General features: G+C 65.5%; 20 protein-coding genes. 14 read left to right on the plus strand and 6 right to left on the minus strand.

Annotated elements, in window-relative coordinates:
• The first annotated feature begins 41 nt into the window (after nucleotides 1-41).
• The 13 genes from uvrA (at nucleotide 42) to FDW81_RS10190 (ending at nucleotide 14,514) form a co-directional block, all read left to right on the plus strand.
• Nucleotides 42-2,966: an excinuclease ABC subunit UvrA gene (uvrA, locus tag FDW81_RS10130; protein WP_138134058.1), complete on the plus strand. Its 2,925-nt coding sequence runs from the start codon at nucleotides 42-44 to the stop codon at nucleotides 2,964-2,966.
• A 69-nt stretch (nucleotides 2,967-3,035) separates the two neighbouring features.
• Nucleotides 3,036-3,752: an HAD hydrolase-like protein gene (locus tag FDW81_RS10135; protein ID WP_138134059.1), complete on the plus strand. Its 717-nt coding sequence runs from the start codon at nucleotides 3,036-3,038 to the stop codon at nucleotides 3,750-3,752.
• The gene (locus FDW81_RS10140; RefSeq protein WP_138134060.1) at nucleotides 3,739-4,407 is read left to right on the plus strand and encodes a 1-acyl-sn-glycerol-3-phosphate acyltransferase; all 669 of its coding nucleotides are present in this window, start codon (nucleotides 3,739-3,741) and stop codon (nucleotides 4,405-4,407) included. The genes FDW81_RS10135 and FDW81_RS10140 overlap by 14 nt, the downstream gene beginning before the upstream one ends.
• Before the next feature lie 90 nt (nucleotides 4,408-4,497).
• Nucleotides 4,498-6,516, plus strand: a complete 2,019-nt coding sequence (gene uvrC / locus FDW81_RS10145) for an excinuclease ABC subunit UvrC (RefSeq protein ID WP_138134061.1) — start codon at nucleotides 4,498-4,500, stop codon at nucleotides 6,514-6,516.
• An 89-nt stretch (nucleotides 6,517-6,605) separates the two neighbouring features.
• Entirely contained in the window at nucleotides 6,606-7,529 is a 924-nt protein-coding gene (gene rapZ, locus FDW81_RS10150; RefSeq protein WP_138134062.1) for an RNase adapter RapZ, read from the plus strand.
• The gene (gene yvcK / locus FDW81_RS10155; RefSeq protein WP_138134063.1) at nucleotides 7,529-8,545 is read left to right on the plus strand and encodes a uridine diphosphate-N-acetylglucosamine-binding protein YvcK; all 1,017 of its coding nucleotides are present in this window, start codon (nucleotides 7,529-7,531) and stop codon (nucleotides 8,543-8,545) included. The genes rapZ and yvcK overlap by 1 nt, the downstream gene beginning before the upstream one ends.
• A 9-nt stretch (nucleotides 8,546-8,554) precedes the next feature.
• Entirely contained in the window at nucleotides 8,555-9,535 is a 981-nt protein-coding gene (gene whiA / locus FDW81_RS10160; RefSeq protein WP_015937022.1) for a DNA-binding protein WhiA, read from the plus strand.
• A 99-nt stretch (nucleotides 9,536-9,634) separates the two neighbouring features.
• Nucleotides 9,635-10,261, plus strand: a complete 627-nt coding sequence (locus FDW81_RS10165; protein WP_138134064.1) for a superoxide dismutase — start codon at nucleotides 9,635-9,637, stop codon at nucleotides 10,259-10,261.
• Nucleotides 10,262-10,522: 261 nt separating this feature from the next.
• Complete coding sequence (gene gap / locus FDW81_RS10170; RefSeq protein WP_138134065.1) at nucleotides 10,523-11,533, plus strand: type I glyceraldehyde-3-phosphate dehydrogenase; 1,011 nt, start codon at nucleotides 10,523-10,525, stop codon at nucleotides 11,531-11,533.
• Nucleotides 11,534-11,543: 10 nt separating this feature from the next.
• Complete coding sequence (gene pgk / locus FDW81_RS10175) at nucleotides 11,544-12,770, plus strand: phosphoglycerate kinase (protein WP_138134066.1); 1,227 nt, start codon at nucleotides 11,544-11,546, stop codon at nucleotides 12,768-12,770.
• A 109-nt stretch (nucleotides 12,771-12,879) separates the two neighbouring features.
• Nucleotides 12,880-13,695, plus strand: a complete 816-nt coding sequence (gene tpiA, locus FDW81_RS10180; RefSeq protein WP_138134067.1) for a triose-phosphate isomerase — start codon at nucleotides 12,880-12,882, stop codon at nucleotides 13,693-13,695.
• A gap of 50 nt (nucleotides 13,696-13,745) precedes the next feature.
• Nucleotides 13,746-14,003 carry a preprotein translocase subunit SecG gene (secG, locus tag FDW81_RS10185; protein ID WP_138134068.1) on the plus strand — a complete coding sequence of 86 codons (258 nt, stop codon included), beginning with the start codon at nucleotides 13,746-13,748 and terminating at the stop codon, nucleotides 14,001-14,003.
• 121 nt (nucleotides 14,004-14,124) lie between these two features.
• On the plus strand, nucleotides 14,125-14,514 hold the full coding sequence (locus FDW81_RS10190) for an RNA polymerase-binding protein RbpA (protein WP_138134069.1): 390 nt from the start codon (nucleotides 14,125-14,127) through the stop codon (nucleotides 14,512-14,514).
• Here FDW81_RS10190 and pgl read toward each other — a convergent pair.
• The 6 genes from pgl to tkt are packed head-to-tail and all read right to left on the minus strand — an operon-like array spanning nucleotide 14,467 to nucleotide 22,695.
• Nucleotides 14,467-15,285, minus strand: coding sequence for a 6-phosphogluconolactonase (gene pgl, locus FDW81_RS10195; RefSeq protein ID WP_138134070.1), 819 nt, complete (start codon nucleotides 15,283-15,285; stop codon nucleotides 14,467-14,469). The two genes, FDW81_RS10190 and pgl, sit on opposite strands and share 48 nt — an antisense overlap.
• Nucleotides 15,275-16,216 (minus strand): glucose-6-phosphate dehydrogenase assembly protein OpcA, encoded by a 942-nt coding sequence (locus tag FDW81_RS10200; protein ID WP_138134071.1) that lies wholly within the window; start codon nucleotides 16,214-16,216, stop codon nucleotides 15,275-15,277. The genes pgl and FDW81_RS10200 overlap by 11 nt, the downstream gene beginning before the upstream one ends.
• Nucleotides 16,213-17,781: a glucose-6-phosphate dehydrogenase gene (gene zwf / locus FDW81_RS10205; protein ID WP_138134072.1), complete on the minus strand. Its 1,569-nt coding sequence runs from the start codon at nucleotides 17,779-17,781 to the stop codon at nucleotides 16,213-16,215. The genes FDW81_RS10200 and zwf overlap by 4 nt, the downstream gene beginning before the upstream one ends.
• A 13-nt stretch (nucleotides 17,782-17,794) precedes the next feature.
• Nucleotides 17,795-19,429, minus strand: coding sequence for a glucose-6-phosphate isomerase (locus tag FDW81_RS10210; protein WP_138134073.1), 1,635 nt, complete (start codon nucleotides 19,427-19,429; stop codon nucleotides 17,795-17,797).
• Between the two features lie 6 nt (nucleotides 19,430-19,435).
• Complete coding sequence (gene tal, locus FDW81_RS10215; protein ID WP_138134074.1) at nucleotides 19,436-20,551, minus strand: transaldolase; 1,116 nt, start codon at nucleotides 20,549-20,551, stop codon at nucleotides 19,436-19,438.
• A gap of 26 nt (nucleotides 20,552-20,577) precedes the next feature.
• Nucleotides 20,578-22,695: a transketolase gene (gene tkt / locus FDW81_RS10220; RefSeq protein ID WP_138134187.1), complete on the minus strand. Its 2,118-nt coding sequence runs from the start codon at nucleotides 22,693-22,695 to the stop codon at nucleotides 20,578-20,580.
• A 508-nt stretch (nucleotides 22,696-23,203) separates the two neighbouring features.
• Between tkt and FDW81_RS10225 the strand changes: the two genes are divergently transcribed.
• Nucleotides 23,204-24,163, plus strand: a complete 960-nt coding sequence (locus tag FDW81_RS10225) for a heme o synthase (RefSeq protein WP_138134188.1) — start codon at nucleotides 23,204-23,206, stop codon at nucleotides 24,161-24,163.
• Nucleotides 24,164-24,313 lie beyond the last annotated feature (150 nt).

Genomic DNA, 24,313 nt, shown 5'->3' on the forward strand with positions numbered 1-24,313 from the left:
CCGCGTGGGGGTTCGAAGAAGTTTTCGATTAGCATAAGGGGGTGCCTAAAGCCGTAGCCGAAGAAACAGCCGTCCACCCCGTTTCCGTCGCAGTAGCCCCCGCCGCCACGCTGCACCGCCCGGACCTCTCCCGCCTCGTCGTCAAGGGAGCACGGGAACACAACCTGCGCAACGTGGACCTCGACCTGCCGCGCGACGCCATGATCGTCTTCACCGGGCTATCAGGCTCCGGAAAATCCTCCTTGGCGTTCGACACCATCTTCGCCGAGGGCCAGCGGCGCTACGTGGAATCGCTGTCCGCCTACGCACGCCAGTTCCTGGGCCAGGTGGACAAGCCTGACGTCGATTTCATTGAGGGACTGTCTCCGGCAGTTTCCATCGACCAAAAGTCCACCAGCAAGAACCCGCGGTCCACGGTGGGCACCATCACTGAAATCTACGACTACATGCGCCTGCTCTGGGCCCGCGTGGGCCGGCCGCACTGCCCGGTGTGCGGCGAGCCGGTGGCCAAGCAGACGCCCCAGCAGATCGTGGACCAGCTGCTGGAACTCGACGAGGGCACCCGCTTCCAGGTCCTGGCCCCGGTGGTGCGCGGCCGGAAGGGCGAGTTCGTTGACCTTTTCAAGGAGCTGACCGCAAAGGGCTACTCCCGTGCACGCGTTGACGGGAACCTCGTCCAGCTGAGCGATCCGCCCAAGCTCGGCAAGCAGTTCAAGCACACCATTGAGGTGGTGGTGGACCGCCTGGTGGTCAAGGAAGGCATCAGCCAGCGCCTGACCGACTCCATCGAAACTGCCCTGGGCCTGGCGGAGGGCCGGGTCCTGGCGGAATTCGTTGACCTTGAGGCGGACGATCCCGGCCGGCTCCGGGCATTCTCGGAAAACCTCGCGTGCCCCAACGAGCATCCGCTGGCGATCGACGAGATCGAGCCCCGCTCCTTCTCGTTCAACAACCCCTTTGGCGCCTGCGCCGCCTGCAGCGGCATCGGCACCAAACTGGAAGTGGACGAGGAACTGATCATTCCAAATCCGGAACTGTCACTGGCCGAGGGCGCCGTGGCCCCGTGGTCGCTGGGTACAGCCACCACCGAGTACTGGAACCGGCTCCTCGAAGGCCTTGCCAAGGAACTCGGCTTCTCCATGAGCACACCGTGGGAGAAGCTCGGCAAGGATGTCCGCCAGACCATCCTGCACGGCAAGGACCACAAGGTTGTGGTCCAGTACCGCAACCGTTTCGGCCGGGAACGCAAGTACAGCACCGGGTTCGAAGGCGCCATCCAGTACGTCCACCGCAAACACGGCGAGACGGACTCCGACTGGGCCCGCGATCGCTACGAAGAGTACATGCGGCAGATTCCCTGCCCCGCCTGCAACGGCGCCCGCCTCAACCCGGCCTCACTCTCGGTCCTGATCAACGGCAAGTCCATCGCCGAGGTGGCGGCCCTTCCCATGCGCGAGTGCGCGGCGTTCCTGAACAACCTGGTCCTGACGGGCAGGGAAGCACAGATTGCCCACCAGGTGCTCAAGGAGATCCAGGCGCGGCTCACGTTCCTGCTCGACGTCGGCCTGGAGTACCTGAACCTGGAACGCGCCTCCGCTACGCTCTCCGGCGGTGAAGCGCAGCGGATCAGGCTTGCCACCCAGATCGGTTCCGGCCTGGTGGGTGTCCTCTACGTCCTGGACGAACCGTCCATCGGTCTGCACCAGCGCGACAACCGGCGGCTGATCGACACCCTCACCCGGCTCCGGGACATGGGTAACACGCTGATCGTTGTGGAGCACGACGAGGACACCATCCACGTCGCGGACTGGATCGTGGACATCGGGCCCGGCGCCGGTGAACACGGCGGGCAGGTGGTCCACTCGGGCTCCTACAGGGAACTGCTGGATAACACTGACTCCCTGACCGGTGACTACCTGTCCGGACGCAGGAAGATTGAAGTCCCCGAGAAACGCCGCAAGTACGACAAAAAGCGTGAGCTGAAGGTCGTGGGCGCCCGGGAGAACAACCTGGTCAACGTGGATGCCGCGTTCCCGCTGGGCCTCTTCACCGCCGTCACGGGCGTGAGCGGCTCCGGCAAATCCACCCTGGTCAATGAGATCCTGTACAAGGTCCTGGCGAACAAGCTCAACGGCGCCAAGCAGGTGGCCGGGCGGCATAAGACAGTCCAGGGCCTGGAGCACCTGGACAAGGTGGTCCACGTGGACCAGAGCCCCATCGGCCGCACCCCCCGGTCCAACCCGGCCACCTACACGGGCGTGTTCGACAACATCCGCAAGCTGTTCGCCGAAACCACCGAGGCCAAGGTGCGCGGCTACCTTCCGGGCCGGTTCTCGTTCAACGTCAAGGGCGGCCGTTGCGAAGCGTGCTCCGGCGATGGCACCCTGAAAATCGAGATGAACTTCCTGCCGGATGTCTACGTGCCCTGCGAGGTATGCCATGGTGCCCGGTACAACCGGGAAACGCTTGAGGTGCACTACAAGGGCAAGACCATTGCCGACGTCCTCAACATGCCAATCGAGGAGGGCGCCGAGTTCTTCGCTGCATTTTCACCCATCGCCCGGCACCTCAACACGCTGGTGGACGTTGGTCTGGGCTATGTCCGCCTGGGGCAGCCGGCCACCACCCTGTCCGGCGGCGAGGCCCAGCGCGTGAAGCTGGCCGCGGAACTCCAAAAGCGTTCCAACGGCCGCAGCATCTACGTCCTGGATGAGCCCACCACCGGCCTCCACTTCGAAGACATCCGCAAGCTGCTGATGGTTCTGCAGGGCCTGGTGGACAAGGGCAACACGGTGATCACCATCGAGCACAACCTGGACGTCATCAAGAGTGCGGACTGGATCGTGGACCTCGGCCCGGACGGCGGATCCGGCGGCGGCCAGATCGTGGCCACGGGCACTCCGGAGGACGTCGCGAAGTCGGCAGCCAGCCATACGGGCACGTTCCTGGCCGAAATCCTCGACTGAGGCGGCGGAAGTATTCCGCTGCCCGTATACGAGTTTCAGGCATGAGTGCTGTCATGAGAAACTAACCCGGTGACTCAAACAACAGTGCCCGTGATCTTTGACCTGGACGGCACTCTTGTCGATCCCGCCGGTGGAATAACAGACGGAATCTCCTCTGCCCTGCGCGCCTTTGGCCTGCCGGTTCCGGATCAGGACCTGCTGCACGCCATGATCGGCCCGAAACTCAGCGACTCCCTGCTCAACGTGGCAAAGGTGCCGGCGGACCTGCTGGACGATGTCATCCGCGTGTACCGGGAGCACTATGTGTCCACCGGCATCGCCCAGAGCAGGATCTACCCGGGTGTCCGCGAAGTCCTGGAATCCTTCGCAACTTCCGGGCGCCCCTTGGCCGTGGCCACCCAGAAGCCGCAGGGGCTTGCGCGCACCGTCCTGGAACACCACGGCATCGACGGGCTGTTCCGGGGCATCCACGGCTCCGCCGACGACGAAAGCGCCGTGGAAGGCGTTCCGTTGGGGAAAACCGGGATCATCGCCGCAGCACTGAGGGACTTGAACACGCAGCATGCGGTGATGGTGGGGGACCGGGCGCAGGACGTCTCCGGTGCCATCGCCAACGGCCTGGACTGCATCGGCGTTGCCTGGGGTTTTGCTCCAGACGGCGAGCTGGAGGAAGCCGGGGCGGTCGCAGTGGTTGATACTGCGGAAGCCCTGGTGGAGCTGATCGAACGCATGCAGGACATCCACGCGGTGGCCATGAGCGAGGTGACCAACGATGGCAATGTTTGAAGCCGTCCGCTGGACCACCCGAAGCCTGATCGCAAGCACGTGCCGGCCCAACGTCGTCGGACTTGAGAACGTTCCGGCCGACGGTCCGTTCATCGTTGCGCCCAACCACCTGTCATTCTTTGACAGCGTCATTGTCCAGGCGCTGATGCCCCGCCCCGTGGCGTTCTTTGCGAAGGCCGAATACTTCACCACTGGCGGCGTCAAGGGCAGAGCCATGAAGGCTTTCTTTGAATCAGTGGGGTCCATTCCAGTGGAACGCGGCGAGCAGGCCGCCAGCGTCCAGGCGCTGAAAACGCTGCTTGACATTCTGGAATCCGGCAAGGGCATCGGCATCTATCCGGAAGGGACGCGGTCACGGGACGGCATCCTCTACCGGGGCCGGACGGGCGTGGGCTGGCTGGCGCTCACCACCGGAGCCCCCGTGATCCCGGTGGGCCTGATCGGCACCGAAAACCTTCAGCGCGCCGGAGAGAAAGGCGTCAAACCCCAGCACTTCACCATGAAGGTAGGGGAGCCGCTGTACTTCGACAAAACCGGGCCGGACCATTCCTTGCCCGCGCGGCGTGAAGTAACGGACCGGATCATGGACGCGATAGCCGCGTTGAGCGGCCAGCAACGCTCCACCAGTTACAACCAAAGCAAAGCCGTGGAGTAGGCCGGCAACCGGCCGCTGCCCAGCTTGCAATCACGGCTCCGGATGCCCCGCCTGGCCAAGACATCCCGGTGCGCTCAGTAGACTGTATAGGTGGCAAATCCAGCAAGTTACAGGCCCAGGACAGGTGAAATTCCCACCAACCCCGGCGTCTACCGGTTCCGCGACCAGCACGGCCGGGTCATCTACGTGGGCAAGGCCAAAAGCCTCCGCTCGCGCCTGAACTCCTACTTCGCCAACCCTGCCGGGCTGCTGCCCAAGACCTACGCCATGGTCTATGCGGCCAGCAGCGTCGAGTGGACCGTGGTGAACAGCGAGCTTGAGTCGCTGCAGCTGGAATATACGTGGATCAAGGAATTCAAGCCGCGCTTCAACGTGGTGTTCCGGGACGACAAGACCTACCCCTACCTTGCCGTCACCGTGGGCGAAAAGTATCCCCGGGTCCAGGTGATGCGCGGAGACAAGAAAAAGGGCACCCGCTATTTCGGGCCGTACACCGCCGGTGCCATCCGCGAAACCATGGACACGCTGCTGCGCGTTTTCCCGGTGCGCAGCTGCAGTGCGGGTGTCTTCAAGCGGGCCGAGGCCAGCGGCCGGCCCTGCCTCCTGGGCTACATCGACAAGTGCTCCGCCCCCTGTGTCGGCCGAATTTCCCCGGAGGACCACCGGGCCCTCGCCGATGATTTCTGCGCCTTCATGGGCGGCGAAGCCAAGCGCTTCATCTCCAGGCTGGAGAAACAGATGGCCGAAGCCGTGGCGGAACTGGACTACGAGCGCGCGGCGCGGCTCCGCGACGACATCACCGCCATGCGGAAAGTGTTCGAGCGCAACGCCGTGGTGCTCGCAGAAGACACGGACGCCGACGTCTTCGCGCTGCACGAAGACGAACTGGAAGCCGCCGTGCAGGTGTTCCACGTCCGTGGCGGGCGCATCCGCGGCCAGCGCGGCTGGGTGGTGGAAAAGGTGGAGGACTTCACCACCCCGGACCTGGTGGAGCACCTCCTGCAGCAGGTGTACGGCGAGGACGGAGACAGCCACGGCCGCCTGCCCCGCGAGGTGCTGGTCCCCGTGGCTCCCAGCAACCTGGATGAACTGACCCAGTGGCTCAGCGGGATCCGTGGCGCGAAAGTCGATGTCCGGGTACCGCAGCGGGGCGACAAGGCAGCCCTGATGTCCACTGTCCGCGAGAACGCCGAGCACGCTTTGAAGCTGCACAAGACGCGGCGGGCGGGGGACCTCACGGTCAGGTCGCAGGCGCTGCAGGAGCTCCAGGAAGCGCTGGATCTGCCGGTGCCGCTGCTGCGCATCGAGTGCTTCGACGTTTCGCACGTCCAGGGCACCAATGTGGTTGCCTCGATGGTGGTGGTGGAGGACGGCCTCCCCAAAAAGTCGGACTACCGGAAGTTTTCGGTGACGGGCCCCGCAGCCGCGGACGACACCGCTGCCATGCACGACGTCCTGACCCGCCGCTTCCGCCACTACCTGCAGGACAAGTCCGCGCAGGTGGACGAAGCTGCCCTTACCGGTGAAGCGGCGGGGCCGGAACAGCAACAGGGACAGGTCAAGGAAAGCAGCCTGCTGGACACCACTACACCGGCGCCGCGGGCCAAGTTCGCCTACCCGCCCAACCTTGTGGTGGTGGACGGCGGCAAGCCCCAAGTCAACGCTGCCGCCCGCGCCCTTGCCGACCTGGGCATCGACGACGTGTACGTGGTGGGACTGGCCAAACGACTGGAGGAAGTGTGGCTGCCGGACAGCGACTTCCCGGTGATCCTCCCCAGGACATCGCAGGGCCTGTATCTCCTGCAACGGATCCGTGACGAGGCCCACCGGTTCGCCATCTCCTTCCACCGGCAGAAGCGGGGGAAGGCCATGACAGTCTCCGCCCTCGACGGCGTGCCAGGCCTGGGTGCCTCGAAGCGCAAGGCGCTCCTGGCGCATTTTGGCTCCGTCAAGAGCGTCAAGGCAGCATCCGCGGAGGAACTCTCCGAAGCGAAGGGGATCGGGCCTGCCCTCGCCAGTGCCATCGTGAACCACTTCGCTCCTGACGGGCCGGAAGCGGCTGCGGTTCCCGCCATCAACATGACCACCGGAGAAATCATCGAAACTTAACGGTGTCCCGCCAAACTTGGCTAGGGTAAAGGAGGGGTTTCCGCCGATGCGGCGGCCCGCGGGACAACAACAGAAACGGGGCGGACCTGATGGCAGACACAACGGCGGAATCCGGAGCAGGGCAGGACGGCATGCAGCCCGTCAAGCCGCTCGAAGCGGAACTGCTGGTGGTCACCGGGATGTCAGGAGCGGGCCGGAGCACAGCCGCGGACGCGCTTGAGGACCACGGCTGGTATGTCGTGGAGAACCTGCCGCCCCAGATGCTGGGCACCCTGGCGGAACTGGTATCCCACGCCCCGCAGTCCATTCCCCGGCTGGCAGTGGTGATTGACGTCCGCAGCAAGGGCCTGTTCGCGGACATCCGCGCCGCCCTGGGAGCCCTGGCCGCCAGTGGAGTCACCTTCCGGGTCCTTTTCCTCGACGCCAGCGACGACGTCCTGGTCCGGCGGTTCGAACAGGGGCGCCGGCCCCACCCGCTGCAGGGCGGCGGCCGCATCCTCGACGGTATCGCTGCCGAGCGTGAGCTGCTCCAGGAACTGCGCGACAGCTCCGACGTCGTCCTGGACACCTCCGGCTACAACGTCCACGGCCTCGCCACCGCCATCACTGAGCTCTTCAGCGAAACCGGGCCGGTGGCCCTGCGGCTGAACATCATGAGCTTCGGTTTCAAGTACGGCCTGCCCGTGGACGCCAACTACGTCGCGGATGTCCGCTTCATTCCCAACCCGCACTGGGTGCCCCAGCTGCGCCCGCATACGGGGCTGGACAAGGACGTGAGCGAATACGTCCTGGAAGCCGAGGGCGTCAAGAACTTCGTTGACCGCTACGTCATGGCGCTGGAGCCGGTCCTGGACGGCTACCGCAGGGAGAACAAGCACTACGCCACTATCGCCGTAGGCTGCACGGGCGGGAAGCACCGCTCGGTGGCTGTCGCCGTCGAACTCTCCAAGAAGCTGGCGCAGTTCCCCCGGGTCACGGTGACCACCACGCACCGGGACCTGGGCCGCGAGTAATGTCGCTGTTCACCGGGGCGCTGCCGCTGGTTCCGCCTGCAGGCACGGCGGTCAACCAGCAGGATAAAGGGCGGAACGTTGCGGCACTGGGCGGCGGGCACGGCCTCTCCGCATCCCTTTCGGCGCTGCGCCTGCTCACCACCGAGCTCACCGCCATCGTCACGGTGGCGGACGACGGCGGCTCGTCCGGGCGCCTGCGCGACGAGTACGGCGTCCTTCCGCCGGGGGACCTGCGGATGGCCCTCTCTGCCCTGTGCGACGACACCGACTGGGGACGTACCTGGCGCGACGTCATGCAGCACCGTTTCCGCCCCGGGAAAGGTCCGGGCGGCTCGCTCGACGACCATGCCACCGGCAACCTGCTGATCGTCACCCTGTGGGAGCTGCTCGGCGATGCCGTCGCCGGACTCCGTTGGGCCGGGGCATTGCTGGGTGCCCGCGGCCAGGTCCTGCCCATGTCCACCGAGCCGTTGACGATCGAAGGCGACGTCCGGGTCACCGCCCCCGACGGCAGCACCGAACTGCAGACCATCCGCGGGCAGGCGCGCTGTGCCGTGGCCGGCAAACTGGAGCAGGTCCGCCTCCTGCCGGAGGCGGCACCGGCGTGCGTCGAGGCCCTCACTGCGATTGAGCTGGCCGACTGGGTCATCCTGGGCCCGGGCTCCTGGTACACCTCCGTGCTGCCGCATCTGCTGCTGCCGGAGATGCGCCAGGCACTCTGCCACACCCCGGCGAAGCGCTGCCTCACCATGAACCTGGCCACGGACACCAAGGAAACCTCCGGGATGACGGCCGCGGACCACCTCCATGTCCTGCGGCGCTACGCCCCTGAATTCACGGTGGATGTAGTCCTCGCGGACCCCGCATCAGTTCCCGACCTGCACGAGTTCGAGAAGGCCGCCGCAATGATCGGCGCCGAGGTGGTCTTGGGTAAAGTAGGGGCGTCGGGCCGCCGACCCGTCCACGACCCCCTGCGTCTGGCCACGGCGTACAACGACATTTTCGGGAACAGTTAGGAAGGTGCCATGGCACTGACAGCATCAGTCAAGGAAGAACTGTCCCGTCTGGACATCAAGAAGTCATCAGTCCGGAAGGCCGAAGTCTCCGCCATGCTCCGCTTCGCAGGCGGGTTGCACATCATCTCCGGCCGGATCGTCATCGAAGCTGAGGTGGATCTGGCCTCAACTGCCCGCCGGCTCCGTGCTGCCATCGCGGAAGTCTACGGCCACCAGAGCGAGATCATCGTGGTGTCCGCCGGTGGACTGCGCCGCGCCAGCCGGTACGTGGTCCGCGTCGTACGTGACGGCGAGGCGCTGGCCCGGCAAACGGGACTCCTCGACGGCCGCGGCCGCCCGGTGCGGGGGCTCCCATCCGCCGTCGTCAACGGCTCCGCAGCAGATGCCGAAGCGGTGTGGCGCGGCGCCTTCCTGGCGCACGGCTCGCTGACAGAGCCGGGCCGCTCTTCCTCGCTGGAGGTGACCTGCCCGGGCCCGGAATCGGCGCTGGCACTGGTGGGCGCCGCACGCCGGCTGGACATTCAGGCGAAGGCGCGCGAAGTGCGGGGAGTGGACCGGGTGGTGATCCGCGACGGCGACACCATCGCCGCGCTCCTCACCCGCATGGGCGCGCATGACGCGCTGATGGTTTGGGAGGAACGCCGGATGCGCAAGGAAGTCCGGGCCACCGCCAACCGGCTCGCCAACTTCGACGACGCCAATTTGCGGCGGTCTGCGCAGGCAGCCGTGGCCGCGGGCGCCCGGGTGGACCGGGCCTTGGAAATACTCGGCGACGACGTTCCGGACCACCTGAAGTACGCCGGTGAGCTGCGCGTGGCGCACAAGCAGGCCAGCCTGGACGAACTGGGCCGCCTTGCCGATCCCGTCATGACCAAGGACGCCATCGCCGGAAGGATCCGCCGGCTGCTGGCCATGGCGGACAAGCGCGCGCTGGACCTGGGCATCCCGGGAACCGACGCCAATGTGACGCCTGAAATGCTGGACGAGTAACAGGCCCATAGAATCAAAAAGATTCCGGGTGCCCGACGCCCGGATGCACAATCCGAGAGTTAGCAACCGGACCAAGTGTCCACGATATTGGAGGATTTTGTGACAGAGTACGTACTGCCCGAACTCAGCTACGACTACGCCGCCCTGGAGCCGCACATTTCTGCGCGCATCATGGAGCTGCACCACAGCAAGCACCACGCAACCTACGTTGCCGGTGCCAACAACGCCCTCGCCCAGCTGGCCGAGGCGCGTGAGAAGGGCGACTTCGCCAACATCAACCGCCTGTCAAAGGACCTCGCGTTCCACACCGGCGGGCACGTCAACCACTCCGTGTTCTGGAACAACCTTTCTCCGGACGGCGGCGACAAGCCCGAAGGCGAGCTGGCAGCGGCCATCGATGACGCCTTCGGTTCCTTCGACGCCTTCCGAGCCCAGTTCTCCGCGGCCGCCCTCGGCCTGCAGGGTTCGGGCTGGGGCTTCCTTGCCTACGAGCCCATCGGTGGGAACCTGGTCATCGAACAGCTGTACGACCAGCAGGGCAACACCGCGCTGGGCACCACTCCGCTGCTGATGCTGGACATGTGGGAGCACGCCTTCTACCTGGACTACGTCAACGTCAAGGCCGACTACGTCAAGGCATTCTGGAACATCGTGAACTGGGCCGACGTCGCCCAGCGTTTCGAGGCTGCCCGCACCAACGCCACCGGACTCATCACTCTCCCTTAGTGACCCCCGCTACAGGCACCTGTAACAAACTTCACATTCGGACTTAAACCGGTCGCGATGTGGACGGTCCGCCCCCGCACTTGCGGGGGCGGACCAAGTTAAACGTAAGATAGGTCACGGAAGGCGGTTAGCCTTCAGCAATGAGGCTGGTCGCCCTCCATCTGTAAATCATCTCTGCCCAATGGCGTGCGGGATCTGTTAGTTGGCTTGAACGCCCGCTCAACTAGTTGTGCTTCAGAAAGCACCAAGGAGACTGAAAAAGTGACGACCCGTATTGGTATCAACGGCTTTGGCCGTATTGGCCGCAACTACTTCCGCGCAGCGCTTGCACAAGGCGCGGACCTGGAGATCGTTGCAGTCAACGACCTCACCAGCCCGGAGGCCCTGGCTCACCTGTTCAAGTACGACTCCGTCGGCGGCCGCCTGAAGGAAACCATCGAGGTCAAGGACGGCAACATCGTCGTCAACGGCAACGTCATCAAGGTCCTGGCGGAGCGCGACCCCGCCAACCTTCCCTGGGGCGAACTCGGCGTCGACATCGTCATCGAGTCCACCGGCTTCTTCACCAAGGCCGCCGATGCGCAGAAGCACATTGACGCCGGCGCCAAGAAGGTCCTGATTTCTGCCCCGGCATCGGACGAGGACATCACCATTGTGATGGGTGTTAACCACGACCTCTACGACAACGCCACCCACAACATCATTTCCAACGCATCCTGCACCACCAACTGCCTCGGCCCGCTGGCCAAGGTAGTCAACGATGAGTTCGGCATCGAGCGCGGCCTCATGACCACCGTCCACGCCTACACCGCAGACCAGAACCTGCAGGACGGCCCGCACAAGGACCTGCGCCGCGCCCGCGCCGCAGCCGTCAACATGGTCCCCACGTCCACCGGCGCAGCAAAGGCCATCGGCCTGGTCCTGCCCGAGCTCAAGGGCAAGCTGGACGGCTACGCCATCCGCGTTCCCGTCCCCACCGGTTCAGCCACCGACCTTACCGTCACCGTCTCCCGCGAGACCACCGTCGAGGAAGTCAACGCCGCCCTCAAGCGCGCAGCCGAGTCCGAGGAGCTGCAGGGCTTCCTGACCTACACGGAGGAACCCATCGTTTCCTCCGACATCGTGGGCGACCCCGCATCCTCCATTTTCGACGCCGGCCTCACCAAGGTCATCGGCAACCAGGTCAAGGTTGTTTCCTGGTATGACAACGAATGGGGCTACTCCAACCGTCTCGTCGACCTCACGGAGCTCGTGGCATCCAAGCTGGGCTAGGGTTAGACACATGACATCTCACACCCTCAACGAACTGATCGCTGAAGGTGTCCGCGGGCGGTACATTCTGGTTCGAAGTGACCTGAATGTGCCGCTCGACGGCTCTACAGTCACTGACGACGGCCGCATCAAGGCCTCCCTTCCAGTGCTGTCAAAGCTCACGGACGCCGGTGCCCGCGTGCTGGTAACAGCCCATCTCGGACGCCCCAAGGGCGCCCCCGAGGACAAGTACTCCCTCCGGCCCGCGGTTGACCGCCTGGCCGAACTGGCTGGCTTCAAGGTTTCCCTGGCCGGGGATACCGTAGGCAGCGCAGCGAAGGAAGCCGCAGCCGCACTTCAGGACGGCGAAGTGCTCGTGTTGGAAAACGTCCGCTTCGATGCCCGCGAAACCAGCAAGGACGACGCCGAGCGCGGCGCCTTTGCTGATGAGCTCGTGGCCCTGACCGGTGACAACGGCGCCTACGTTGATGACGCCTTCGGCGCCGTCCACCGCAAGCACGCCAGTGTTTACGACGTCGCCACCCGGCTGCCGTCCTACCAGGGCGACCTGGTGCACACCGAGGTGGAAGTGCTCCGCAAGCTCACCACTGACACACAGCGTCCCTACGTGGTGGTGCTGGGCGGTTCCAAGGTCTCGGACAAGCTCGCAGTCATCGAGAACCTGATGGGCAAGGCCGACACCATCCTGGTGGGCGGCGGCATGCTGTTCACTTTCCTCGCAGCAGCGGGACACAAGGTTGCGTCCAGCCTGCTCGAGGAGGACCAGATCCCCGTGGTCCAGGACTACCTCAAGCGCGCCGCAGACGCCGGCACCGAGTTCGTCGTCCCCACGGACGTGGTGGTGGCCGAGAAGTTCGCCGCCGACGCCGCCCACGAGACTGTTGCGGCAGAGGCCATCGAGGGCAGCAGCTTCGGCGCCAAGGGCATCGGCCTGGACATCGGGCCTGAATCCGCAGCCGCCTTCGCTGACAGGATCAAGGGTGCCAAAACCGTCTTCTGGAACGGTCCGATGGGGGTCTTCGAATTCGAAGCCTTCTCCGCCGGCACCCGCGCCATTGCCCAGGCCCTCACCGAAACCGACGCGTTCACGGTCGTGGGCGGCGGGGACTCCGCTGCCGCCGTGCGCACGCTCGGCTTCGCTGATGACCAGTTCGGACACATTTCCACCGGCGGCGGTGCCAGCCTGGAATACCTTGAAGGCAAGGAACTTCCGGGGCTCAGCGTCCTCGACCGCTAGGAACAGTGTCCGGTAGCCGTACCGGACTGCCTTCCAGTCCCCGGGGCCGGCAGGCTGCGTCCGCAGCCTGCCGGCCCAACACTTATCAAGAACCTTTTTTGGAGAATATGTGACTACGTCAACGAACGGCGCTTTCGACCGCAAGCCCTTCATCGCGGGCAACTGGAAAATGAACATGGACCACGTGCAGGGCATCACCCTCCTGCAGAAGCTCGCCTGGACCCTTTCGGATGCCAAGCACGACTACAGCCGGGTTGAAGTGGCAGTCTTCCCGCCGTTCACCGACCTCCGCGGTGTGCAGACTCTGGTGCAGGGTGACGACCTGGACATTGCCTACGGCGGGCAGGACCTGTCCCAGTTCGACTCCGGAGCCTATACCGGCGACATCTCGGGCCAGTTCCTGAGCAAGCTGGGCTGCAAGTACGTCCTGGTGGGCCACAGCGAACGCCGCACCATCCACAGCGAATCCGACGACGTCCTGAACGCTAAAGTCAAGGCAGCCTTCAAGCACGGCCTCGTTCCCGTACTCTGCGTCGGCGAAGGACTCGAGATCCGCCAGGCCGGCACGCACGTCAACCACACACTGGAGCAGCTGCGCGCCGGTGTCGCTGGCCTTACCCCGGACCAGGCGGCGGAGCTCGTGGTGGCCTACGAGCCGGTCTGGGCCATTGGCACCGGCGAGGTTGCCGGGCCGGAGGACGCCCAGGAGATGTGCGCCGCCATCCGCGCAGAGCTCGAGTCCCTGTTCGGCCCGGAGACGGCTGCGAAGACCCGCCTGCTCTACGGCGGTTCGGTAAAGGCCAACAACGCCGCCGCCATCCTCAAGGAACGCGACGTGGACGGCCTGCTGGTGGGTGGCGCAAGCCTCGATCCGGCCGAGTTTGCTAATATTGTCAGGTTCGAGAGTCACCTGGTGGCGGACTAGTCCGTCCCACTGCGCACACTCCCGCAAATCCAACTTCCTGAAAGGCCGTCGTGGACGTTCTTCATGTCATTCTGCAGATCCTCCTGGGCATCACCAGCCTCCTGCTGACACTGCTCATCCTCCTTCACAAGGGACGGGGCGGCGGACTGTCCGACATGTTCGGCGGCGGCATGAGTTCCGGCCTGAGCTCCTCGGGCGTGGCCGAACGCAACCTCAACCGGTTCACCGTGATCCTCGGCGTCACATGGGGCGTCGTGATCATCGCCCTCGGGCTGATCATGCGGTTCACCGCCGGTGGAGATTCCTGAGCCGGTCACACGGATAACAGAAACTGCCGCGGTGACACTCCCGGCGGGCAGGTCTGCCAACTAAACTGTGGCTGTCGGTTCCCGACAGCCACAGTTCTGTTTTAACCAGGCAGGAGTCCCGATGATTCATCCGGCATCCGGCTTCCGCGGCACCCGCGCGGGAGTCACGGAAGGAACGGGTTTCAGCTTCGAGTCAGAGGACCACGCACAGGCCGTACCGCGCATCCAGGTCTCGTACTGGTGCGCAAAAGGCCATGAAACCAGGCCGGTGTTCCTCAAGATCCCGGAGGACCAGATTCCGCTCGTCTGGGATTGCCGGCGGTGTGGCGCCCCGGCCTCCCGGGACGGACACGCAGCAGCGGCGGACGTCATGGACGAAGGCTTCAAAAGCCACCTCGAGTACGTTAAAGAACGGCGCTCCGGCCAGGACGCCGAAGACGTGCTGGCCGGAGCGCTGGCAAAGCTACGCGCCCGCGGCGTCCTTCCGGACGAGCTGATGCGGGACACGTGACGCAGCGTTCTCGTCGATAAGCCACAGCGTCCGCGATGTTCCCCGCGGCCCTGCAGCCGGCACCTGGACCGGGTTGGCGCCGGCGAGGGCAAGTCCCACAGCGCCGGCCTTGTCCTCTCCCGCCACGACCATCCAGACCTCTGAGGCCGTGTTGATGGCGGGCAGGGTCAGGGATACCCGCAGCGGTGGCGGTTTGGGGGAGTTGCGGACTCCCACCACCGTCAGCTGCTTTTCGCGGATCCCGGCCTGCTCAGGGAACAGCGATGCAACATGCGCGTCCGGTCCAACCCCCAGCAGGACAACGTCAAGCCGGGGGAGCACAGCAGGCTCATCGGGCCGGTCGTCGGACATGTCCGCCGCGTGTTCGGCTGCAGCGGCCTCCCGAAGCCGGCGGGCATAGTCCTCCGCGGCTTCTTCCGGGCTGCCGAAGTCGTCCGCCGACCCGGGGATGTGGACCCGCTCGGGGTCAACCGGAATATGGGACAGCAGTGCATCGAAGGCCTGCTTCGTGTTCCGGTCCGGATCGTCAGAGGGGACGAACCTTTCATCCCCCCACCAGAAGTTCACCTTGGACCAGTCGACGGCGGGTGCCGCCGGAGAGTCAGCAACAGCCTTGAGCGTGCCGATGCCCACCGTACCGCCCGTCAGGACCACGGTGGCTTCGCCATGCTTGTCCTGGACATCAACAAGCTTGGTAATGAGGCGGGCCGCGATGGCCGCCATCAGCACGGACGAATCAGGATGGATGCTTACTCTTGGCTCAACGCTCACTGGGTCGGACGCTCCTTAGATTGGTTCGTGGCAGTCCCATAGTAATCACTTCACCGAAGACTTCGTCCGGGTCAAGGCGGCGCAGTTCCTCGGCCAGGCAGTCGCGGAGGCTGCGGCGTGGCAGCGAGATGCGCTGGGCAGGCTGACCCGGCTGGGTCAGTTCGGCCACGGAAAGTCCCGGGCGGAAGAGCTGGACGTCCCCGCCGGGCCGTGTGAGCCGGACGCGGCGGATGCCCGTTCCGGCGGGGTCGGCCACGATGGTCACGGGTGCTTCCAGCGCGAGGGTGAGCCAAGCCGCCAGGAGGATGGTGCTCGGCGAATCCGAGGCACCCTCGACGGCGACCGCGGTGACCGGTGAGGGGTCAACCTCGTCCAAAGCTGCCGCGAGCTGGATCCGCCAGTTGGTAAGGCGTGTCCACGCCAGGTCCGTGTCGCCGGCCCGGTAGGTTTTGTGGATATTCTCCAGCGCCGCCTGCGGATCCGGTTCGTTCGCCGAATCGGTGATGCGGCGGTGCGCGATGCGGCCGATGGAGGTTTCGCATGCATTTTGTGGGGCGCCGTGCGGCCACCAGGCCACGATCGGGGCGTCCGGGAGCAGCAGGGCAGCGACCAAGGACTCGCTTTCGTGCGAGAGCTGGCCGTAACCGCGCAGCACGATCACCTCGGACGCACCCGCGTCACCGCCCACCCGGATCTGGGCGTCCAGCCGGTCCTCGGCGTCCGCTCCGGCGTCGGCGAGGACAATGATCCGGCAGGGGTGTTCGCGGCTGGCATCGTTGGCCGCTTCGATCGCTTCTTCCTCAAGCCCCGACTTGGTGACCACCACGAGGGTAAGGACCCGGCCCAGGGCGATCACGCCGCCCTGCTCGCGCAGGGCCATCAGCTTCTTTGAAACGCTCGAGGTGGTGGTGTCCGGCAGGTCTACAATCATGGCCTTCTCCAGGTTCGTCCGTCGCGGGCCAGCAGCTCATCGGCAGAGGCAGGTCCCCAGCTGCCCGGGGCGTAGGGCTCGGGCTGTTCGTTCAGGGTGGCCCAGTACTCCTCGAACGGGTCAAGGATCTTCCAGGACAGCTCCACTTCCTCATGCCGCGGAAACAGCGGCGGCTCGCCCAGGAGCACATCCAGGATCAGCCGCTCATAGGCCTCCGGGCTGGATTCGGTGAAGGAATGGCCGTAGCCGAAGTCCATGGTCACGTCCCGGACTTCCATCTGCGTGCCCGGAACCTTCGAACCGAACCGGATGGTCACGCCCTCATCGGGCTGGACCCGGATCACTACCGCGTTCTGCCCGAAGTCATCCTCGGCGTGGTCGCGGAACAGCAGGTTCGGTGCACGCTTGAACACCACCGCAATCTCGGTGACGCGGCGGCCCAGCCGCTTGCCGGCGCGCAGGTAGAACGGCACCCCGGACCAGCGGCGGGTGTGGATGTCCACCCGGATCGCGGCGAAGGTCTCGGTGGTGGAATCAGCCGGGATGCCTTCTTCCTCCAGGTAGCCCTGGACCTGTTCCCCGCCCTGCCAGCCGCCGGTGAACTGGCCCCGCGCCGAGTGCGTGGACAGGTCCTCCGGGAGCTTGACGGCGGCGAGGACCTTTTCCTTCTCCGCGCGCAAGTGGTCAGCGTTGAAGGAGATGGGCTCCTCCATCGCCGTCAGCGCCAGCAACTGAAGCAGGTGGTTCTGGATCACGTCGCGGGCCGCGCCCACGCCGTCGTAATATCCCGCCCGGCCGCCGGTGCCGATGTCCTCGGCCATGGTGATCTGGACGTGGTCAACGTAGTTCGCGTTCCACAGCGGCTCAAACAGCTGGTTCGCGAACCGCAGCGCCAGGATGTTCTGGACCGTCTCCTTGCCCAGGTAATGGTCAATCCGGAACACCGCATCCTGCGGAAACACCGACTCCACGATGTCGTTCAGCTTCCGTGCGGACTCAAGGTCGTGCCCGAACGGCTTCTCGATCACCACACGGCGCCACTTCTCACCCTCGGCCTGCGCCAGGCCGTGCTTGGACAGCTGCCGGCAGACCTGCTCAAACGCCTTGGGCGGAATGGACAGGTAGAACGCGTGGTTGCCCCGGGTGCCGCGGACGTCGTCGAGTTCCTTGATGGTCTCGCCGAGCCGCTCAAAGGCGCCGTCGTCGTCGAACTCGCCCTGGACAAAACGGATGCCCTCGGACAGCTGGTTCCAGACAGCCTCATCAAAGGGCGTCCGCGCGTACGCCTGCACCGACGATTTCACCTGCGCGGCGAAGTCCGCATCACTCCAGGGCCGGCGTCCGAAGCCCACCAGCGCGAAGCTGGGCGGCAGCAGGCCGCGGTTGGCGAGATCGTACACGGCCGGCATGAGCTTTTTCCGGGCGAGGTCGCCGGTGACTCCGAAGAGCACCAGCGACGACGGGCCGGCAATCCGGTTCAGGCGGCGGTCACGCGGGTCCCGGAGCGGATTCCGGCGTTGGCCCGAACGCGTCCCGGCCGACCTGCCGTATTCAGTTTCTGGCATGGTGCTTTGTGCCTTAGCTTTCGATAACGGTGGCTGACCTGGCGGACAGGGCAGCGATGATTTCCTGCAACTGTGCCACACCGGCGGCCCGGTCGGTCAGGTGCAGGCGCAGCACGGGCCGGCCGTGCTCGCTCAGGACCTGCGCGTCGCCGGCAGCCTGTGCGGCGATCAGTTGCCCAAAGGTGAAGGGACGGTCCGGGATGGCAAGGTCTTCCGCGGCATCGGCAGTGACCTGCAGGAACACTCCAATCGCGGGCCCGCCCTTGTGGAACTGGCCGGTGGAGTGCAGGAAGCGGGGGCCCCAGCCGAACGTCACCGGACGGCCGGTGACAGTTGCCAGCTCGTCACGGACGCCTTCGAGCTGCACGAAGGCGAGCCGGTCGAAGTAGGCCTGGACGCTGAGGTAGCTGTCCGGCTGGAGGGTCCCCAGCAGGGCACGGACGGCCTCTTCGGCGGTGGCGGCTTCACCCAGCCAGTCGCCGCCGCGGACCTCGATGGCTCCGTCAACGAACGCCGCCGGGGTGGGCTCGGGCCGGGCGTCCAGCAGGCCGCGGGCGGCTACTTTTGCGGCCTCGACGTCGGGCTGGTCGAAGGGATTGATGCCCAGCAGGCGTCCGGCCACGGCAGTGGCAAATTCCCACACCATCATCTGGGTGGGCAGACCGCCGGCGATGGCTACTTCGTTGTCACCGAGCTCGACGTCGGCGTCCGCGGCAACCAGCCGCACCACCAGGACGTCCGGGGCTCCGGACGTGACTTCCGGGGCGGCCGGTCCAGCCACCACCGGCAGGACACCGGTGCCGAGCTTGCCCGTGGACTCGGCGATGAGCTGCTCGGCCCAGTCGGCAAAGCCGACGATCCCCGAGCCGTCCTCCGCAATGACGATCTTGTTGCGCAGGGGATTGGTGCCGCCCAGTGCGGTTCCCAGTGCAAGCCCGATGTTCTCGGGTGCGTCATCGTTGAGGATTTCCGCTGCTTCCTCGGCCTCGTCGAGGAAAGCCTGGATGTCCACGCCTGCCAGGCCGGAAGGCACCAGGCCGAAGGCGGTCAGGGCAGAGAAGCGGCCGCCGACGTTGGGGTCGGCGTTGAAGATGGCGCGGTATCCGGCATCGCGGGAGGCTTTGTCCAGCGGGGAGTCCGGATCGGTGACAATGATGATCCGGCTTGCGGCGTCGATGCCAGCGTCAGCGAATGCCTTTTCGAAAACCCTCCGCTGGGAGTCCGTTTCCACGGTGGAGCCGGACTTGGATGAGACAACAATGGCGGTCTCGGCCAGCCGGTCCGTCAGGGCAGCACGGACCTGGTCAGGGTCCGTGCTGTCCAGCACAATCAGCTTGACGCCGGCGGTACCTGCAATAACCTCCGGGGCCAGCGAGGATCCACCCATGCCGCACAGGACGATACGGGTAACGCCCTCAGCCCTCAGGGCGTCGCGGAGTTCCAGGATGTCCTTGACCAGGGGCTGGGAGACGGCGGCAGCTTCCACCCAGCCCAGGCGGATGGCGGACTCGGCCTCGGCATCGGGACCCCACAGGGTGTGGTCCTTGGCGAAGATCCGGGTGGCAATGCGGTCCTCCACCAGGGCGGGGAGGTGCTGTTCCAGGGCCTGCTGTGCGGCTCCTGTGGCGTCGTAGCTGAGTGTGCTCATGGTTGGTTAGGAAGCCTTCCGTGCGGCGGCAAGGGCGCCCTCGACGTCGCCGAGGAGTTCCTTCCAGCTGGCTACGAACTTGTCCAGGCCTTCGGATTCCAGGAGTGCGACGACGTCGTTGTAGGAGATGCCGAGCTTTTCCAGGGCGTCCAGGGTTGCGTTGGCTTCGGTGTAGGTGCCGGTGACGGTGTCACCGGTGACCACGCCGTGGTCGAAGGTGGCGTCCAGGGTCTTCTCGGGCATGGTGTTGACCACGCCGCGGGCGACGAGTTCGGTGACGTAGAGGGTGTCCGGGTAGGCCGGGTCCTTCACGCCGGTGGAGGCCCACAGGGGGCGCTGGGGGAGTGCGCCGGCTTCGGCGAGCAGCGCCCAGCGTTCGGTGGCGAAGAGCTCTTCGTAGACCTGGTAGGCCAGGCGGGCGTTGGCCAGGCCGGCCTTGCCCTTGAGGGCCGTTGCCTCGTCGGTGCCGATCGCGTTGAGGCGCTTGTCGATTTCGGTGTCCACGCGGGAGACGAAGAAGGATGCCACGGAGTGGATCTTCGACAGGTCGTGGCCGTTTTCCTTGGCCTGCTCCAGGCCGGACTGGAAAGCGTTGATGACCGCGCGGTAGCGCTCCAGGGAGAAGATCAGGGTCACGTTGACGCTGATGCCCTCGGCCAGGGTGGCGGTGATGGCCTCAAGGCCCTCAAGGGTCGCGGGGATCTTGATCAGGACGTTGTCCTTGTTGACCCGCTTGTACAGGTGCTTGGCCTCGGCGATGGTGCCGGCGGTGTCCCAGGCAAGGCGCGGATCCACCTCGATGGACACACGCCCGTCAACACCGTTGGTGGCTGCTGCTACGGGGGCGAAAAGGTCGCACGCGTCAGCGACGTCGGTGGTGGTGATTTCGAAGATGGTGTCCTCTACGGACGCGCCGGCCGCTGCCTGCTTGGCGATGGTGGCGTCGTAGTCCGTGCCGGCGGTGATCGCGGCGTGGAAGATGGACGGGTTGGTGGTCACACCGACCACGTTCTTCTCTTCGATGAGCTTGGCCAGGGTGCCGGTGTCGAGGCGTCCGCGGGAAAGGTCATCGAGCCAGATGGAGACTCCGGCGTCGGAGAGCTGCTGGGTGGGAGTAGTCATTGTCTTTTTCTCCTGGAAATCGGTGGTTAGGCCTGCAGGGCTGCGAGGGAGTCCTTGGCGGCGGCGGCCACTGCTTCCGCCGTGATGCCGAACTCCTGGAAGAGGCGCTTGTAGTCGGCCGAAGCGCCGTAGTGCTCGAGGCTGACGGAGCGGCCGGCGTCGCCGACGAATTCCTTCCAGCCCAGGGCCAGCCCGGCTTCGACGGACACGCGGGCCTTGACGGCGGCGGGCAGGACGGATTCGCGGTAGCCGGCGTCCTGCTTGTTGAACCATTCCACGCACGGCATGGAGACGACGCGGGCGGCGATGCCTTCGGCCTGGAGGGTTTCGCGGGCCTTCACGGCGAGCTGGACCTCGGAGCCGGTGGCGATCAGGATGACGTCGGCCGGGACGGTGGCGCCGTCCTTGGAGGCCTCGGCCAAGACGTAGCCGCCCCTGGCCACACCGGCGGTGGAGGCGAACGTGTCACCGCTGGCTTCACCGTCGCCGCGCTCCCAGGTGGGGATGTTCTGGCGGGTCAGGACGATGCCGGCCGGGTTGGCGTGGTTTTCCAGCATGGTCTTCCAGGCCGCGGCGACTTCGTTGGCGTCACCCGGGCGGACGACGTCCAGCCCGACGATGGCGCGCAGCGAGGCGAGCTGTTCCACCGGCTGGTGGGTGGGGCCGTCCTCGCCCAGGCCGATGGAGTCATGCGTCCACACATACAGGGACGGGACACCCATCAGCGCGCCAAGGCGGATGGCGGGGCGCTGGTAGTCGCTGAAGATCAGGAACGTGCCGGAGAACGCCCGGGTGCGGCCGTGCAGGCTGATGCCGTTCACGATCGACGCCGCGGCGTGCTCGCGGATGCCGAAGTGCAGGACGCGGCCATACGGGTTGCCGGACCAGGCCTCGGTCTGCTTGGAGGCCGGAACGAACGACGGCGAGCCCTCAATGGTGGTGTTGTTCGACTCCGCCAGGTCAGCCGAACCGCCCCACAGTTCGGGAAGGACCGGGCCGAGGGCGTTCAGGACCTTGCCGGAGGCGGCGCGGGTGGAGACGTCCTTGCCGGCGGGGAACACCGGAAGGGCACCCTCGACGCCCTCGGGCAGTTCCTTGGCCTCGATGCGCTGCAGCAGGGCCGCGCCCTCGGGGTTGGCGGCCTGCCAGGCGTTGAAGGACTCTTCCCATTCCTTGCGTGCAGCCGCGCCTCGGTCCACCACGGAGCGGGCGTGGGCCAGGACTTCCTGGTCCACCTCGAAGGACTTGGCCGGGTCAAAGCCCAAAACTTCCTTCAGAGCCGCGACTTCCTCGGCGCCGAGCGCGGAACCGTGGATCTTGCCCGTGTTCTGCTTCTTCGGGGCCGGGTAGCCGATGATGGTGCGCAGCGACACGATCGAGGGCTTGGACGTCTCGGCCTTGGCCGCGAGCAGGGCCGAGTACAGCTCGTGGACGTCTTCCTTATATTCGCCGGTCTTGGTCCAGTCCACCCGCTGGACGTGCCATCCGTACGCCTCGTAGCGCTTCAGGACATCCTCGGTGAAGGCAATGTCGGTGTCGTCCTCGATGGAGATGTGGTTCTCATCGTAGACAACAACCAGGTTGCCCAGCTCCTGGTGGCCGGCCAGGGAGGAAGCCTCGGCCGTGACGCCCTCCTGCAGGTCACCGTCGGAGGCGATAACCCAGATGGTGTGGTCGAACGGGCTCTCGCCGGCGGCAGCATCGGCGTCGAACAGGCCGCGCATGCGGCGCTGCGAATACGCGAAACCAACGGATGAGGCCAGGCCCTGGCCCAGGGGGCCCGTGGTGATCTCAACGCCGGCGGTGTGCTTGTACTCCGGGTGGCCCGGAGTCAGCGAACCCCACGTGCGCAGCGCCTCCAGGTCCTTCAGCTCCAGGCCGTAGCCTGAGAGGAACAGCTGGATGTAAAGGGTCAGCGACGTGTGGCCGGGGGAGAGGACGAACCGGTCACGGCCCAGCCACTCAGGATCGCGCGGGTCATGGCGCATCAGCTTCTGGAACAGAAGGTACGCGGCCGGCGCCAGGCTCATCGCCGTACCCGGGTGCCCGTTGCCCACCTTCTCCACCGCATCCGCGGCCAGAACGCGGACAGTGTCCACCGCGCGCTGATCCAGGCTGGTCCAGGACAGTTCTTGCTCTTCCAAATGTGGCACGAAAACCGGGCCCCTCTCTGTGCTGATGGCAGGCGGCACACCGGGTCCGTCTCAAGGCACGTGTGTGGCGCCCGCTGCGGTGTGTACCAGCCGTTCACCATCGAAACGTTGATCTTTGTCACTCAGCCACGAGCAAGTCGGGAATGCGTTTTCCACTGCTTTCTTGCTGCGTGCTGATCTGGTGACAGCTTAGCTCTATTCCACCTTTCGGGCGGCGCAAATCTCACGTTGTGGACGCAATTTCCGCTTTTGTGAACGGGCCTGAAGGGAGGTTGAGTTAATCTGCTCGAATCGGCGCGCGAGCGATCATCAGCACCAAAACGGCGGAAGGTGGGAGGGGTCCGGCGCGGTATGATATTCGGAGGCCAGCGCCGGGTGCAGAGTCCTCATAGCCACCCGGAACTCCCGGCTGTTGCGTGGATCACTGCTTCACCGGCGCGGTCGGGACGCAGCCGTATTGACACAGCTGGACAGCCAGACACAACTGCCGACAGAACGGGTGACCGCCACCGTGAGCACAACAGATATGCCGCTGAAAGCATCCCGGGCACCACGGCCCGGGTTTGCCCGTAAGGCAAAGGCGTATCTCGCCCTCACCAAGCCGCGCGTCATCGAACTGCTTCTGGTCAGCACCCTTCCCACCATGATCTACGCGGAGCGCGGCTTCCCCTCGATCGGGCTCATCCTGGCCACGCTGGTTGGCGGCGCGTTCGCGGCCGGCAGCGCCGGAGCCTTCAACTGCTACATCGACCGCGATATCGACAAGCTGATGCACCGGACCGAAAACCGTCCGCTCGTCACCGGCGAGGTCACGCCGCGCGAAGCGCTGGTCTTCTCCTGGCTTCTGGGCGCGGCCGCCATTGCCATCCTTTGGTTCGGGGCCAACCCCCTGTCCGCCTGGCTGGGACTCGGAGCGATCTTCTTCTACGTGGTGATCTACACGATCATCCTCAAGCGGCGCACTGCGCAGAACATTGTGTGGGGCGGCGCGGCAGGCTGCTTCCCGGTCCTGATCGCCTGGGCCGCCGTGACCAACTCGGTGGAATGGCCGGCAATCATCCTGTTCATGGTGATCTTCCTCTGGACACCGCCGCATTACTGGCCGCTGTCCATGCGGTACGGCGAGGATTACCGCAACGCCAAGGTTCCGATGCTCGGCGCCATCGCCGGGGCCAAGGTTGTTTCCGTGCAGGTGGTCCTCTACGCGTGGGCCATGGTGGCATGCTCCCTGCTTATGGTTCCCGCAGGCGGAGCGGGGTGGGTCTACACCGTCACGGCAGTTCTCGCCGGTGCCTGGTTCCTCTATGAGTCCCACGCGCTGTACAACCGCGCGCAGCGTGAGGATATCCCGGACAAGCGGGCCATGAAGGTCTTCCACGGTTCCATTAGCTACCTCACGCTGCTGTTCATCGCCTTGGCCATTGATCCTTTTGTCGGATCAGCCTTGATAGCCGGCTAGCCTTCCGCTTTCTGCCCAAGCCCCTCCCGGGTCTGTTCGGGAGGGGCTTTTTGCTGTGCGCGGGCAGCATCACCTGCCCGGACTGCGGACATGACAGAGTATGTCATGTCAGTCACTTAACACGTCACTGGTCGTGACTAGCCAGTTACT

The organism is Pseudarthrobacter sp. NamB4, assembly GCF_005796185.1.
Taxonomy (GTDB): Bacteria; Actinomycetota; Actinomycetes; order Actinomycetales; family Micrococcaceae; genus Arthrobacter.

Excerpts from the sequence above, each read along its gene's own strand:
- FDW81_RS10140 (WP_138134060.1), top strand. The coding sequence starts at position 3,739 with ATGGCAATGTTTGAAGCCGTCCGCTGGACCACCCGAAGCCTGATCGCA.
- rapZ (WP_138134062.1), top strand. The coding sequence starts at position 6,606 with ATGGCAGACACAACGGCGGAATCCGGAGCAGGGCAGGACGGCATGCAG.
- yvcK (WP_138134063.1), top strand. The coding sequence starts at position 7,529 with ATGTCGCTGTTCACCGGGGCGCTGCCGCTGGTTCCGCCTGCAGGCACG.
- whiA (WP_015937022.1), top strand. The coding sequence starts at position 8,555 with ATGGCACTGACAGCATCAGTCAAGGAAGAACTGTCCCGTCTGGACATC.
- pgk (WP_138134066.1), top strand. The coding sequence starts at position 11,544 with ATGACATCTCACACCCTCAACGAACTGATCGCTGAAGGTGTCCGCGGG.
- FDW81_RS10190 (WP_138134069.1), top strand. The coding sequence starts at position 14,125 with ATGATTCATCCGGCATCCGGCTTCCGCGGCACCCGCGCGGGAGTCACG.
- FDW81_RS10200 (WP_138134071.1), bottom strand. The coding sequence starts at position 16,216 with ATGATTGTAGACCTGCCGGACACCACCACCTCGAGCGTTTCAAAGAAG.
- zwf (WP_138134072.1), bottom strand. The coding sequence starts at position 17,781 with ATGCCAGAAACTGAATACGGCAGGTCGGCCGGGACGCGTTCGGGCCAA.
- FDW81_RS10210 (WP_138134073.1), bottom strand. The coding sequence starts at position 19,429 with ATGAGCACACTCAGCTACGACGCCACAGGAGCCGCACAGCAGGCCCTG.
- tal (WP_138134074.1), bottom strand. The coding sequence starts at position 20,551 with ATGACTACTCCCACCCAGCAGCTCTCCGACGCCGGAGTCTCCATCTGG.